This is a genomic window from Enterococcus sp. DIV1368b, from assembly GCF_050529595.1.
Lineage (GTDB): Bacteria > Bacillota > Bacilli > Lactobacillales > Enterococcaceae > Enterococcus_B > Enterococcus_B mundtii.
Genome location: NZ_CP172883.1, coordinates 1,470,836 through 1,484,772, shown reverse-complemented (window position 1 = coordinate 1,484,772; position 13,937 = coordinate 1,470,836). Strand labels below are relative to the sequence as shown.

At 39.5% G+C, this 13,937-nt stretch carries 13 protein-coding genes; 9 read left to right on the top strand and 4 right to left on the bottom strand.

Annotated features, from left to right (window positions below):
• Positions 1 to 210 precede the first annotated feature (210 nt).
• From IGJ19_RS06945 to IGJ19_RS06935, 3 genes are all read right to left on the bottom strand, one after another.
• Entirely contained in the window at positions 211 to 1,209 is a 999-nt protein-coding gene (locus tag IGJ19_RS06945) for a tyrosine-type recombinase/integrase (protein WP_071867053.1), read from the bottom strand.
• A 249-nt stretch (positions 1,210 to 1,458) separates the two neighbouring features.
• Positions 1,459 to 2,769, bottom strand: a complete 1,311-nt coding sequence (locus tag IGJ19_RS06940) for a sensor histidine kinase (protein WP_260697495.1) — start codon at positions 2,767 to 2,769, stop codon at positions 1,459 to 1,461.
• Positions 2,770 to 2,773: 4 nt separating this feature from the next.
• Positions 2,774 to 3,448: a response regulator transcription factor gene (locus IGJ19_RS06935; protein WP_074798999.1), complete on the bottom strand. Its 675-nt coding sequence runs from the start codon at positions 3,446 to 3,448 to the stop codon at positions 2,774 to 2,776.
• Positions 3,449 to 3,589: 141 nt separating this feature from the next.
• Here IGJ19_RS06935 and IGJ19_RS06930 point away from each other — a divergent pair, with 141 nt between their 5' ends.
• From IGJ19_RS06930 to IGJ19_RS06900, 7 genes are all read left to right on the top strand, one after another.
• On the top strand, positions 3,590 to 4,315 hold the full coding sequence (locus IGJ19_RS06930; protein WP_430604533.1) for a polyphosphate polymerase domain-containing protein: 726 nt from the start codon (positions 3,590 to 3,592) through the stop codon (positions 4,313 to 4,315).
• On the top strand, positions 4,305 to 4,979 hold the full coding sequence (locus tag IGJ19_RS06925) for a DUF4956 domain-containing protein (protein WP_430604532.1): 675 nt from the start codon (positions 4,305 to 4,307) through the stop codon (positions 4,977 to 4,979). The genes IGJ19_RS06930 and IGJ19_RS06925 overlap by 11 nt, the downstream gene beginning before the upstream one ends.
• Before the next feature lie 13 nt (positions 4,980 to 4,992).
• Positions 4,993 to 6,837 (top strand): carbohydrate-binding domain-containing protein, encoded by a 1,845-nt coding sequence (locus IGJ19_RS06920; RefSeq protein ID WP_430604531.1) that lies wholly within the window; start codon positions 4,993 to 4,995, stop codon positions 6,835 to 6,837.
• A gap of 282 nt (positions 6,838 to 7,119) precedes the next feature.
• A complete protein-coding gene (locus IGJ19_RS06915) occupies positions 7,120 to 8,193 on the top strand; it encodes an ABC transporter permease (protein WP_071867047.1) in 1,074 nt (357 codons plus the stop codon).
• Between the two features lie 7 nt (positions 8,194 to 8,200).
• Positions 8,201 to 8,881, top strand: a complete 681-nt coding sequence (locus IGJ19_RS06910) for an ABC transporter ATP-binding protein (protein ID WP_430604530.1) — start codon at positions 8,201 to 8,203, stop codon at positions 8,879 to 8,881.
• Positions 8,882 to 8,899: 18 nt separating this feature from the next.
• Positions 8,900 to 9,511 carry a TetR family transcriptional regulator gene (locus IGJ19_RS06905; protein ID WP_074798995.1) on the top strand — a complete coding sequence of 204 codons (612 nt, stop codon included), beginning with the start codon at positions 8,900 to 8,902 and terminating at the stop codon, positions 9,509 to 9,511.
• Between the two features lie 262 nt (positions 9,512 to 9,773).
• Positions 9,774 to 10,352, top strand: a complete 579-nt coding sequence (locus tag IGJ19_RS06900; RefSeq protein WP_430604529.1) for a histidine phosphatase family protein — start codon at positions 9,774 to 9,776, stop codon at positions 10,350 to 10,352.
• A 97-nt stretch (positions 10,353 to 10,449) separates the two neighbouring features.
• On the opposite strand, the gene IGJ19_RS06895 is transcribed toward IGJ19_RS06900, so the two are convergent.
• Complete coding sequence (locus tag IGJ19_RS06895; protein WP_430604528.1) at positions 10,450 to 11,322, bottom strand: MurR/RpiR family transcriptional regulator; 873 nt, start codon at positions 11,320 to 11,322, stop codon at positions 10,450 to 10,452.
• A gap of 212 nt (positions 11,323 to 11,534) precedes the next feature.
• On the opposite strand from IGJ19_RS06895, the gene IGJ19_RS06890 reads away from it, so the two are divergent.
• The gene (locus tag IGJ19_RS06890) at positions 11,535 to 12,572 is read left to right on the top strand and encodes a Gfo/Idh/MocA family oxidoreductase (protein ID WP_430604527.1); all 1,038 of its coding nucleotides are present in this window, start codon (positions 11,535 to 11,537) and stop codon (positions 12,570 to 12,572) included.
• 216 nt (positions 12,573 to 12,788) lie between these two features.
• Positions 12,789 to 13,832, top strand: a complete 1,044-nt coding sequence (locus tag IGJ19_RS06885) for a LacI family DNA-binding transcriptional regulator (RefSeq protein WP_430604526.1) — start codon at positions 12,789 to 12,791, stop codon at positions 13,830 to 13,832.
• Positions 13,833 to 13,937 lie beyond the last annotated feature (105 nt).

The window sequence follows — 13,937 nt, the reverse complement described above, 5'->3', positions numbered from 1 at the left end:
AACTGTTTAAGATCTCAGTAGGATGAACAGTTACGACATACTTTCCTCATTTCAAAAAAATAAAACATCAAATTGATCGTTTTAAAAAAACTTGAAGTGAGGTTAACTACCCGTTAATAAAAATCATCGACAAGAAATAGTTCGCATAGAAAGTGAAGAAACAAACTAACTTTCTATGCGATGTTTTCATTCCATAGATCGTTGAACGATTTAGCGATAGGAGAAGTCACGCATCTTCTCGTAGATTTCTTCAAATGAGTGAGGACGTACGTAGCGATTGCCACAGAGATAATTCACTGCATCTTTGTCGCCTAAGTATAATTCAGTATAGTAGCGGAACGTTTTCCGACACAATTCCGGTGATACATTTTTGTACACCGTGATTCGATCAAGGATTTGGCGAATCGTGCGCGGTGAGATTTGTTCATCGTGTGAAGAGCGGAAAACATAGGATTCACCAGATGCGCCATTTTTATGTTGGTTGGCATAATTCGCTAGTACCGGGAGTGCTTCATTTGGAATAGGTACTCGCTCCAAACGATTCGCTTTGCGATCAACGACTAAAATCTGTTTCTTAAAATCAATGTTTTTCCACTTTAATTCAACGACTTCATGGATTTTCAACCCACAATAGAGAAGAACAGCTACGATTGCCAGATTTCTTGCACGATTTTTTTGTTCAAAAAGTGCTTCACGTGGGGAATTAAATCCTTTTTCCGGAATGAAAAGTGAATCGAAATTACTTAATAAAGAAGCGTCGATATAACGAGGAGCGGAAGAGGTAGTTTCTGGTAAACTATCCCCTAACAAGGAAATCTCTTTTTCAACAAGGCCTTTTTCATACAAAAAGCGTAGAAAATGATTCAAAGCATATTGCTTACGGGAGATCCCGTAGTAACCATTTTTGAATTGCTGTTGCGTTTCTTGGGCAGCAGCTGTATGGAAAGCTCGCGTGTGAAGATAAACTTCACTCAAAAAATTAAGATAGACTTGTTTTTCCAATTGGATAATCAACTGATCATTGATTTCCTGCTTATGGGTTTTTCGTAAGTAATCTGTAAATAAATGGAAATCTTTTGCATATTCGTAGCGACTAGCTAATGATAATTTTTTTGCGTTTGCCTGCAAAAAATCATTGAAGATCGGTGGTAACTGGAGCATCCGTTGTTTCAACTTTTCTTGTATCTGTTTTCTTGTTTTGACATCCATGCAAAAAACCTCCATTTCTTATCCAAGGTCAAGGTAACAGTAACTAGTGTTTTTACTGCAAAGATTACGTCTGCTTCCCAAAATGTATTAGCCTTTTAGGGTGAGCAATGAAGGACAACTGTTGCTGGTTATCCTAGCCTCATTTTACTACAATCATTCACTTAATACTAAAAACTAAATCAACAAAAAAGACACTTCGATGTAGCAGCAGCTATTTTTCAAAGTGTCTTAGTCATATATCACAAAAATTTATTTGATAGGCAACTGAATCTTAAAATCAACACCCATAGGAAGGTGATCAGACACAGTCAATTGCCCCTTATGTTGCTCGATCAATTGTTTCGCAATCGCTAATCCTAGCCCATAGCCGCCAGTTTCTTTCGATCTTGCTTGGTCTTCACGGTAAAACCGATCAAAAATGCGTTTTTTGTCTTCATCACTGATCGAAGGACCAGTATTTTTGACATGGATCACCCATTCTTTATTCGTACTAATTGAGGTCACAATGATTTGGTCGTGTTTACTCGTGTATTTGAGTGCGTTATCAAGCAAAATAACTAATACTTGATGGAGTTTTTTCGGATCGACTAAAACGCTCATATCAGCATGGTTATCTATTAGAAATTCTTTTTGATCGATCGTTGCCATCTCTTGGAACGGTTTAGTCAGCTCAGCGATAAAACCTTTTGTTTGTAACGCTTGTTTTGCAAGCGTATCTTGACTCGAATCGCTTCTAGCTAAGGTCAACAAGTCAGAAGTTAAACCAGTCAGACGTCTCGTTTCAGACAATGCTTGCGCAATACTTTCAGATTCTTCGATGATCGTATGATTTGGTTTAGTGAATAGGTGTTCCAAACTATTTTGGATGATTGTTAATGGTGTTCGCAATTCATGGGAAGCATTTTCCACAAATTCTCTTTGTCGACGCCATGATGCTAAGATTGGACGCATGTTTAATTTAGACAAATAGTAGCTGACGCCAATGGAGCCTAACCAAAAGACGATCATACAAAGGATCAAAATCGTTTGGAATGTCCCGAGAGAGGAGTTGATTTGATTGGTATTTTGCAAAACTTGGACATAGGCAACTTCTCCTTGGTTTGTTGCTTTTTTGGTAATTGAACGAAAATAAAGGGACGTTCCTTGATCAGCTTGTGCCAGATCAATATTTTGGATCGTATCTAAATGGGTAGTATCCAATTTGATTTCTTCGATTTGGTTAAAACGCCCACCAATGGTTTCTTTATTCAATACTTCCCCCGATGCAGACCATAAAATAACCTGAGTATTGAAACGATCTCCTTCAGGTAACGAATCCGCTTGTCGTGGGGGGATCTGAGAGTTGAAAAAAGGATCTCCTTGTTGGTAGCGTTCGATCTCTAGTTGCACCATATGTGAGTTTATCGAGATATTCTTCAACATTAGATCCGTTTCTCGATAGGCAGATTGATTCAATAATTGTAGAATGATCCCCCCAAGCAAGAGAAATATCAAAGCAAAAGCTGTCACATTGGCTGCGAAAAGTTTCGTACGTTGTTTGTTGAAAATACTGTCTGTCATCGCATCACTCTCCTTGTAGAATATAACCGACATTACGTAACGTTTTGATTTCTTTATCCAAACCGGTCTCGCGAAGATGCTTTCTAAGATTACTCATATAGACTTCTACGACAGTGATCGTAGTATCAGAATCAAATCCCCAGATACGGTCGAAAATCTGTTCTTTCGTCAAAATGATCCCTTTATTTTGCAAGAAATAAACAAGCAACTCAAATTCTTTCCCTTGGATCTGAAGTAGTTGTTTCTTGTATTCGACGGTATTTTGTTGCAGGTCACAGACGATTCCTTGGTATTCCAACGTGTGATCACTGAAAAGACCTAATGAACGTTTCAACAATGCTTTGATCCGCATCAGTAATTCTTCACGATAAAATGGTTTGGTCAAATAGTCATCCGCACCACGCTCGAATCCTTCAATTTTATCTTCTAAGCCATCTTTAGCTGTCAAGATCAGGACAGGGGTCAAGATGTTCTTTTTTCGAAGATGCGCTAATACTTCATACCCATTCATTTCTGGGATCATCAAATCAAGAACCGCTAGATCATAAACACCAGATTCCAATTCATATAAGCCTTCGCTGCCATCATAGACTTGAGTTACTTCACCAATTTCAGAAATGATCTCTTTGATATTATCCGACAATACGTGATCATCTTCGACCACTAATAACTTAATCATACATTCCACCTCTATTGTTTTCACCATATAGTTTGATTTTACCATGATTAGCATAAACAAAACTTAAATTTCGGATTAAGTTCCATTTAAGCTAACCTTTGTATGCTAGGTGACATCACTTGATAAGACAGGAGGAAGAAAATGAAATTAAAAAATGTATTCCAACGCAAAGAAACAAAATATCTGATCCCAATGACACAGTTCCATTCTTTTTTAAAAGACTTGAAAAAACAGATGCAGATCGACGAATACGGGCTGCATACCATTTTATCGTTGTACTTTGATACACCAGACGATCGTTTCATTACCAATTCTATGACGAAACCAAAATACAAAGAAAAATTCAGAGTAAGAAGCTATGGTATTCCAAAGGAGACATCGATGGTCTTTCTAGAAATCAAAAAGAAGGTCAACGGCATCGTCTATAAAAGAAGAATGCCACTCACTTATGCTGAGTATCTGCAATGGCTTGATCAAAAACATTTCCCTAAAAATGAAGACGAACAAATCCCACAGGAAGTGAACTGGTTGTTCAAAAGAAATCCAGATTTGTCGCCTAAGACAATGATCATCTATGAACGAATGTCGCTATTTGGCACGTCAGATCCAGATTTTCGTGTGACGTTTGACCAGAATATCCGTTTTCGCAGTACCAATTTGGATCTATCAATCACAGGGGAAGAAACTTTGGTTGCTCCTGATATTGGCGTATTGATGGAAGTGAAAGCGCTAAGGGCGTATCCCTTGTGGTTTGTGGAGCTATTGAACGATTATCAGCTAAGAAAAGGGAGTTTTTCAAAATACGCAGAAACGTATCAGCGACATTTATTCGTTCGTACAAAGGAGGGAAATAACTATGCTATCTAGCTTGATCGAATCAGGGACAACCATTCAACCTAAAGAATTATTGATTTGTATTGCCACTTCATTAGTTTTAGGGTTATTAGTTGCAACTATCCATATGCAACGTAACGTCTATACGAAAAGCTTTATTGTGACTGTTGCAGTCTTACCGATACTGGTTCAATCAGTCATCATGTTGGTCAACGGCAATCTTGGAACAGGCTTGGCGGTCGTCGGCGCTTTCAGTTTGATTCGCTTTCGTTCGGTTGCGGGCGGTTCAAGAGAGATCACTAGTATTTTTTGGTCGATGGGTATCGGGATTGCTACAGGGATGGGCTATGTTGCATACGTGGTGCTATTCTCAGTCATCGTCGCGCTCTTTTTACTACTGCTTTATCTTTCACCTTTTGGCAATCAGAATAATGTAGCCGAGCGAGAATTGAAGGTAACGATTCCAGAAGATTTGGACTACCCTGAATTATTTACCGATATTTTTGAAGAGTATACGTATACGCATCATCTCAGCTCTGTTCGAACAACAACAATGGGAAGCTTGTACGAGTTACGCTATATTCTTCTCTTGAAAAATCAACAGCAGGAAAAAGAAATCATTGATCAAATACGTGTTCGCAATGGTAATTTACCAGTCGTGCTTGGTAAAGTAGGCACGAATCGTGAAGAATTATAAAGGAGGAACTCGCATGAAAAAAATGTATTCATTGATCGCTACCAGCCTCTTATTAACAGCCTGTTCCTCAGCAAACTCCGCTTCTTCGGGTAAGACTAGCACAGAGGAAACAGATACAAGTACAGTGACAAATCTCTCGACAGATACGACATCTACGGAATCAGAAACGACGTTCGGTAATTATGAGACAGAAGACTTAACAACTAGCTATGAGGAAAGTTCCGCTGTCGACATCCAATTAGGGGAGGAGACAGAAGTGACAGGAGAAGGTGTCGAAGTAGCGGCTTCACAAGTAACGATCACACAAGGAGGGACATATGTCATCAGCGGAACATTGACTGAGGGGCAATTGATCGTGAACGTGCCGAAAGAAGAAAAAGTCCATCTAATCTTCAACGGTGTATCGATCACCAATTCTAACGGACCCGCAGTGGATATCCAACAAACAGAAAAGGCGATAGTGACTTTGGCAGACAACACCGATAATCACTTAGCTGATGGAGAGACATATACTCTAGCTGAAAACGAAACTGAGCCAGATGCCACATTGTACAGCAAAGAAGATTTGACGATCAATGGCACTGGCGCATTGACTGTCGATGGCAATTATAGCAACGGGATTCGTAGCAAAGATGACTTAGTTTTGATATCCGGAACCTATACGATCAATGCGAAGAACAACGGATTGAAAGGAAAGGATGCGGTATCCATCAAAGGCGGGAGCTATCAGATCACTACTGAAGAAGGGGATGGTATCCAAGCAAATGGGACAGAGGATGAAACAAAAGGTGCGGTGGCAATAGACGGTGGGACTTTCAATATAACCAGTGGAAGAGACGGCATCCAAGCAGAAACATCCATCCGTAGCCAAGGAGCAGATATCACGATCCAGACGGCAGACGGAGCCGATAGCACGAACTTAGATACAAATGAAAGTTACAAAGGGATAAAAGCTGGGAATAACGTACTGATCAGTAGCGGAACGTATAGCATCAATAGTGCCGATGACAGTATCCATACCAATAATAGTGCTGAAATAACAGGCGGCACACTTACATTAAACTCTGGAGATGACGGTATCCATACAGACAATGAGTTGACCTTTAACGGTGGCACAATTGACATCCAGCAATCCTATGAAGGAATTGAATCCGCAGTTATCACCTTCAATGACGGAGAAATAACAGTCACTGCCACTGATGATGGGATCAATGCCGGTGGTGGCAGTGACACAGAAACAACTACTGGACAGTTTGGCGCTGACAGCTTTGGTGGCCCACCGGATGAGGCAGATGAGAGCAAAGAAGTCACGATCAACGGTGGCACAATCTACGTTAATTCAGAAGGAGACGGTTTAGACAGCAATGGAAACATTCAAATGTCCGGTGGTACAATGCTGATCGACGGCCCCGTAAATGGTGGTAATGGTGCATTGGATTATGGTGGGACATTTACTCTAACAGGTGGGACATTTGTCGCTGCTGGTTCAAATGGGATGGCGCAAACAGTTAGTGATAGTTCTACTCAAGCAACAGTAGCGATCAGCTATGACACTGTCCAACAAGCAGGTACACTTATGAGCCTTCAAACAACCGAAAGTGAAGCAGTGATTGCGTATCAACCTGCTAAAAATTATCAAACAATCGTTATCTCATCACCACAGCTTACAGTAGGGGAAAACTATACGATTGCTACCGGTGGCACGACTCAGGCTGAACTGACTAATGGTTTTAGTGAACAACTATCAATCAGTGACGCAGAAGATTTAGGCACGTTCAGCTTCACAGATACTTCAATGACGATTTCTCAATCTGGGGAAGCAGTTTCCTTTGGTCAAATGGGGCCAGGAGGTTTTTAGTTCCATCATAGAAGATAACGAAGGATAATGATCCCCACAATAGCGGGCGAACAAACGCTATTGTGGGGATCATTATTTTGTTCATTCCTACTTTCGTAAAAGTTAGCAAACGCTTGTGGTACTTAGAAAATGGCTATCTAGTGTTCTTTTTTCTTAAAAATACGATTATTATGAATGAATTCATCAAACGCAGCAATTGACTTATTGTATACACAAGCGCTATACTTTTCTCCAGTGACACTTTGTCACTCATAAAGAAATCGAAACGGAGGAATCAAAAAAATGTTTTTAGCGATAAAGGAAATGCGCTATGCCAAACTACGTTATGGGCTGATTATTGGGATCATGTTCTTGATCGCTTATGTCGTGTTTATGTTAACTGGTTTAGCAAGTGGACTCTCCGAAGAGTTCAAAAAAGCAATTGTTGACTGGCAAGCACAAGAAATCGTGTTGTCAGAAGATGCCAATAAAGTCTTTGCTGCCTCTCAATTGACGAGAGAAGATCTAGATCAAGTAGACGCAAAAGACAAAGCGCCTATTGGCTTATTCAGCGGAGCAGTCAAAGCAGAAGAAAAGGAAAATATCACTGTATTCGGTACGACAAGAGATGCGTTTTTATTGCCTGATTTATTAGACGGTGAGATGTTCGAACAAAAAAATGAAATCATTATTTCCAAAAATATGGCAGATCTAGGTTTTTCGATTGGTGAAAAAATCAAAATCGGTAGCTATGATGAAGAACTAACGATCGTTGGGATCTTCCCTGAAACTTATTACACGGTTGGTCCGGTCGTTTATACAGATCTTGATACATGGACACAGTTGAAATTTGGCGATCAGCCTTTTGCTTCTGATGAGAAGAAGCCGATCAATGCCATCGTCACGAAACAAGCTGCCACTATTCAATCAGATGGGGCATCAAAAACATTACAAAAATTATCGATTGAAGACTTTATTCAAAGTCTACCAGGTTATTCTGCACAAAACATGACATTGAATGCGATGATTTATTTCTTGTTCGTCGTTGTTGCAGCAGTTGTAGGCATCTTTATGTATGTGATCACCTTACAAAAAACAGCGATTTTCGGTGTGATGAAAGCACAAGGGATCAGAAATTCATTTATCGCGCGTTCCTTACTAGCACAAGCATTCATCGTAGGAGTGGTTGGGGTAGCATTCGCAGTAGGGCTTGCGTTCTTGACTAGTTTGATCTTACCGGCTGCCATGCCTTTCGCGATCATGTGGCCTCAGTGGCTTTTATATAGTGGGGTATTGATACTCGTAGCAATGATCGGTGGGCTATTCTCCATTCGGACAGTCGCTAAAGTTGATCCAGTTATTGCGATAGGAGGGTAATAGAAAAATGAAAGAAATCTTGACAATGAAAAATATCGTCAAAAAATTCGGCAACGGCCGAACAGAAGTGACTGCACTAAAAGAAATCAATTTTTCAGTGAAACAAGGAGAATTTGTCAGCATCATCGGCCCTTCAGGTTCAGGGAAAAGTACATTTTTAACTATCTCTGGTGGACTCCAAACACCTAGTTCAGGTGAAATCCACATTAACGGTCATTCGTTTTCTGAATTAAATGAAAAAAAACGAGCAGACTTACGCTTTAAAGAAATTGGCTTCATTTTACAAAGTTCAAATTTGATCCCTTTCCTAAAGGTCAAAGAACAGTTTTACTTAGTCGATCGTGTCGCTAAGAAAAAAGCAAGGGATGAGCGAATCGACGAATTGCTGAAGTCATTGGATATCTATGAATTAAAAGACAGTTATCCAAAAGATTTATCCGGTGGAGAAAGACAACGAGTAGCGATTGCGAGGGCTTTATTCAATGATCCAAGCTTGATTTTAGCGGATGAACCCACAGCAAGCTTAGATACCGATCATGCCTATGAAGTTGTCAAATTGTTAGTCAAGGAAGCCCATGAGAAGCAAAAAGCGACCGTCATGGTCACGCATGATTCTCGGATGATCCAATGGAGCGACCGTGTCTATCGTATGGAAGATGGTTACCTAACAGAACAAGCTAAAGCTTAAGCAGTAAGGAGAGTGCTTATGCCAAAAGAAACATTTTTCAATATTTCCAAAGAAAAACAGCAATGGATCTTAGAGATTTTATTAGATAAATTTTATGATCAGCACATCAGCCAAGTCAAAGTTTCAGAAATCGTTGAAGCAATGGGCATGTCTCGTGGGGCATTCTATAAATATTTTCAGGATTTAGAAGATGCGTATACGTTCACTGTCCGAAACTACTCCAACCAAGTCCATGGAGATATCATTGCTTCAATCAATCGAAATCGAGACCATTTTTTCTTAGGAATCGAAGAATATCTCGCTTGGTGTGGAGAGCTAAGTAAAGAGAGTTCTTACTGGCGATCCATCAAATTACTCACACGAGCAAACGATCTTGGTTCAGCGAAGCGTTCAAATGAGCAAGGTGACACATCAATGGTTGAACAATGGCTTGATTTGTTGAAAATCAACCAGATTGTCATGGCTACAACGGAAGAAGCCATTAGCTTTTTATATTTCGTGATGGCTCTTGTCATGAATTCTTTGACAGATTATATGATCAACCAATGGACAGCGGAAGAACTGGTGGAGGATTTCCGCTATAAAGTCAAATGGCTAGAGATAGGAATAAAAAGCAAGACTGATAGCTAGATAAAATCTACAAATAAAAAAGAAGCGACTACTTCCCCAGAATTTTCCGATGTTGGGAGTAGGCGCTTCTTTTTTATACAGTCGCTGAATAACCATTATTAAAGCTTGATGGTAAACATCTGGAGCATTGTTCATTTCAAGTCAAGACAACTTGTATACCAACCACATCGAAAAAAAATAGGTTTTCTATTGACTTGGAGTTTACTCCAGAGACTATACTAAATAATGAAGATACATATTCAAATCGACAGGAGGTCTTTAAATGAAAAAACTTTATCTCATGCGCCATGGTCAAACCTTGTTCAATCAATTAGGGAAAATCCAAGGGGCTTGTGACTCTCCCTTGACAGAAGCTGGGATCAGACAAGCAGAGGTGGCAAGAGACTATTTTGAAACCAATCAAATCACCTTTGATGCGTATTATTCATCCACACAAGAACGAGCTTCCGATACGCTAGAAATCATTATCGGACAAAAAGAATATCAGCGAAGTAAAGGATTAAAAGAATGGAACTTTGGCCGATTTGAAGGAGAAAGTGAAGCGTTGAATCCTAAACGACCAGTTGGCGAAACTTCTTATGGTGATTCATTTGTTCCTTATGGCGGGGAGTCTTCAAAAGAACTCCAACAAAGAATGAACACGACCTTGATCGACATCATGGAAAAAGAGCACCAAAGCGTGTTAGCAGTTAGCCATGGTGGTGCCATGTATTTATTTATTCAAAAATGGTTACCTTATGAGCAAGTAGCCAAGATAAAATTTTCAAATTGTTGTATTTTAGAATTCGAGTATAGCGATCGTCAATTTACATTTATCCAAGCAATCAATCATGAATTTTAAGTTATTTTGATAAATGAAGCGCTATACGCCCATACTAATAGCCCAAAGACTAAACGAAGGATTCAGTCTTTGGGCTATTTCTTTGTTCCTACAACGCTTACTTCTTGTATTCCTTTAACAAGCCTTTTTGGATCAGTTCTTGTTTTTCTTTCAAATTCAATAAATTTTCTTGGTAGTTTTGCTTATACATCAAGGAGTACAAGGTATTCAAGACATAGTCGAAGGCAATTTGAGAAGAGAATGTAGCAACTTTCGCAAAATCATACTCTTCTTGGGACACGACCAACCGCATGGCTGCTTTCTTTGCCATTTCAGTCTGTTCATTTCCTGTGATCAATAAACTAGGTGCACCAATATGTGCCAGATAGGTAAGAATACGTTCGTAATGATGGATGCGTCCACTATAGCTAATAAAAATTGCGCAGTCATTTTCCGTCAAATTAGCTGCATTCCAGGACGAATCGCTATATTCTTCGGCTAAGATCAAGAACTTATTTAGTTTGACTAATTTGTTTTGGAATTTCCGAGCGGTTGTTTGCGAATCACCTTTTGCAAATAAGAAAATGCGCTCTGCTTTGTTTAAAACAGTCGCGATGGTTTCTAACGATTGATCTTCCATTTGGAATTGCGCTTTTTTGATGGCTTGAATGGATAGATCCGCCATTTTTTTGGCAATCATCTTCGCATCATCATCAACGGTAAAAGGAAAATTAGGATCAATGACTTGATTGAACTGAGCAACCAGTTGGTGGACTTCTCGCCCTAATTCAAAGCGAAATTCTTTAAATCCGCTATAGCCGATTTTTTTACAGAAGCGGATAATTGCGGAATGGGAGGTATAGGTCTCCTTTGCCAGCTCTTCAATCGTCATATAAACTGCTGCTTCCAAGTTCATGCGTAGATAATCGGCGATCCGTTTTTCATTTGTAGTAAATGTTTCTTGTTGGGTTAATTTTTCTTCGATAAGCATCCATCACACACCTCCAAATCTATCTTACTGAATAACTAGAAAAATAACCACTTCTTTTTAGATTAGTCTAAGATTGAACATCTTTTTCAAAAATATCGTCATTCTTTCAATTTCTTTGAACATTTCTACCAAAAAAACTAGAATCGGCTTTCTTTTATCTATTGTGCGCTATACTCAAGAAAAGAAATCATTCGAAAGTAGGAGGAAACGACATGTTAACAATCGCATATTTAGGCAATGGCAAAAGCACCAATCGCTATCATTTACCGTTCTCAAGAAGACTACCAGATAAGATCAACGTCAAAAAAATCTACTCTCCATCAGCACCTATTTGGGAGACTTTTGATGAAATCGACTATACCGATCAGTTGTCTGATCTGTGGAATGATCCTGAGATCCAATTAGTGGTCATCACGACACCTAGCCAATTTCATGCAGAATACGCAAAACTTGCTTTGGAAAATGGCAAGAACGTATTAGTCGAAAAACCTTTTGCAGAAACTTCAAAAGAAGCAAAAGAATTATTCGACTTAGCAGCGGAAAAAGGACTATTTATCCAATGTTATCAAAATCGCCGCTTTGATTCGGACTTTTTGACCGTTCAAAAAGTGATCGAAAGTGGCAAACTTAGTGATATTTTAGAAGTGGAAATGCACTATGACTACTTCCGCCCAGAAATCCCAGAGGGTACAAAGGAATTTTCAGTTGCCAATAGCTACTTATATGGCCATGCTTGTCATACAGTGGATCAGGTCCTTTCTTATTTTGGTGAACCAGATGATATCCATTACGATGTCCGTCAATTACTAGGTACCGGCCGAATGAATGATTACTTTGACTTAGACTTTTACTACGGTCGAATGAAAGTTTCGATCAAATCAAGTTACTTCCGTATCAAAGAACGTCCTAGTTTTGTTGTCTATGGCAAAAAAGGGATGTTTGTCAAACAAACAAAAGACCGACAAGAAGAACACTTGAAAATGTTCTATATGCCTGAAAATGCTGACTTTGGGATTGATCAACCGGAACACTATGGTGTATTGACCTACATTGATGAAGAAGGAAGTTATCATGAAGAGAAAGTTGTTTCTGAAGTCGGAGATTATCGCCGCGTGTACGAAGGAATCTACGAAACGTTGATCAATGGCGCAGAAAAAATCGTAAAAGATGAAGAAACGTTATTACAAATGAAAATATTAGAAACAGGTATCCAACAGATCGAAGAAGCAAAAAGTGCCTTCGAAGATTAAACATGTTGTTACATTCAGAAGGGGAGACACTTTTTCCAAGTAATGAAAGAATCGAGCCGTAAATCCAAAGGATGATTTACGGTTTTTTCGTTTATTCTACCCACTGATTCACACAGAACAACAACAAATCCTCAGAGAATGAATGCTAAATTTTTCATTCGCCTTTTGTTTAATCATCTGTTACTATTTAGTAAACAGTAAACAAGAGGTGAGTAAATGGCATCTATACGTGATATTGCCAAAATCGCTGGGGTTTCAGCAGCGAGTGTTTCCCGTATCCTGAATGAAGACCCCACATTTAGCATCAACGAACAAACAAGGATACGTGTGATTGAAATTGCCAATCAATTAAACTATTCAGTCGACAAAAATAAACGTGGCAGTCGAAGTCTAGGAGATGAAATGACGATCGCCTTGATCGTTCGACATCAAGAAGAGGCAGAATTAGATGATCCCTATTTTCGCAAAATCCGTGGTGGCATCGAAAAAGAAGCGGCAAAGTGGCGCTTTCGTACAATACGTGCTTTTCATATGAGAGATGCCCATAAAGAGTGGAAAGAGTTAGCAAAATATGGGGCAGTGATCATGATCAGTGAAATGACGATTGAAGCAACGAAAAAAATCGCTACGATCAATCCCAACTTGATCTTGGTCGATAATTACTCTAACTCTGAAGAATTTGACTGTATCCAAACCGATTTCCAACAAAAAACCGTTGAAGTTTTAGAGGTCCTCTACAAGAAAGGCCATCGAAACATCGCATTTATCGGTGGCTACAGCAGTCAAGTAGCTGAAAACGGTGAAGTTCATAAAAACAAAGAGGAGATCCGGGCGGAATCTTACCTGAAATGGATGAAATTAAATGGCCTGCAACACTATGCCAACACCTATCAGGGAAAATGGAAACCTGAAGATGGCCTTCGGTTAGGCAAAGAGTTATTGGCGCAATCCTCACCGCCCACAGCAGTTATCGTCGCCAGTGATCCGATGGCAGTAGGTGTTTATAAAGCAATCAGTGAAGCAAATAAAAAAATCCCTGATGATATTGCTGTCGTGAGTTTTGATGATATCGAAATGGCTCAATTCATGACCCCAAGCTTAGCTAGTATCAAGGCAAACCCAGAAGAAATGGGGCGTTTAGCTGTACGCTTAGCGAAGGAACGCATGTTAAAAGAACGAACGATGCCGATTCGTGTGATCTGTCGCAGTGAACTTGTGTTACGCGATTCCATCGGACAGGACAGCGCGCTTTTAGATTAACTCATTTTACCCATTTATCCCTTGAAAAAGTTCGAGAATCTCTCTTTCTCGAACTTTTTTTGTTTTCTTACTTGTGTAAACATTAAGTAAACAATTATACTCACC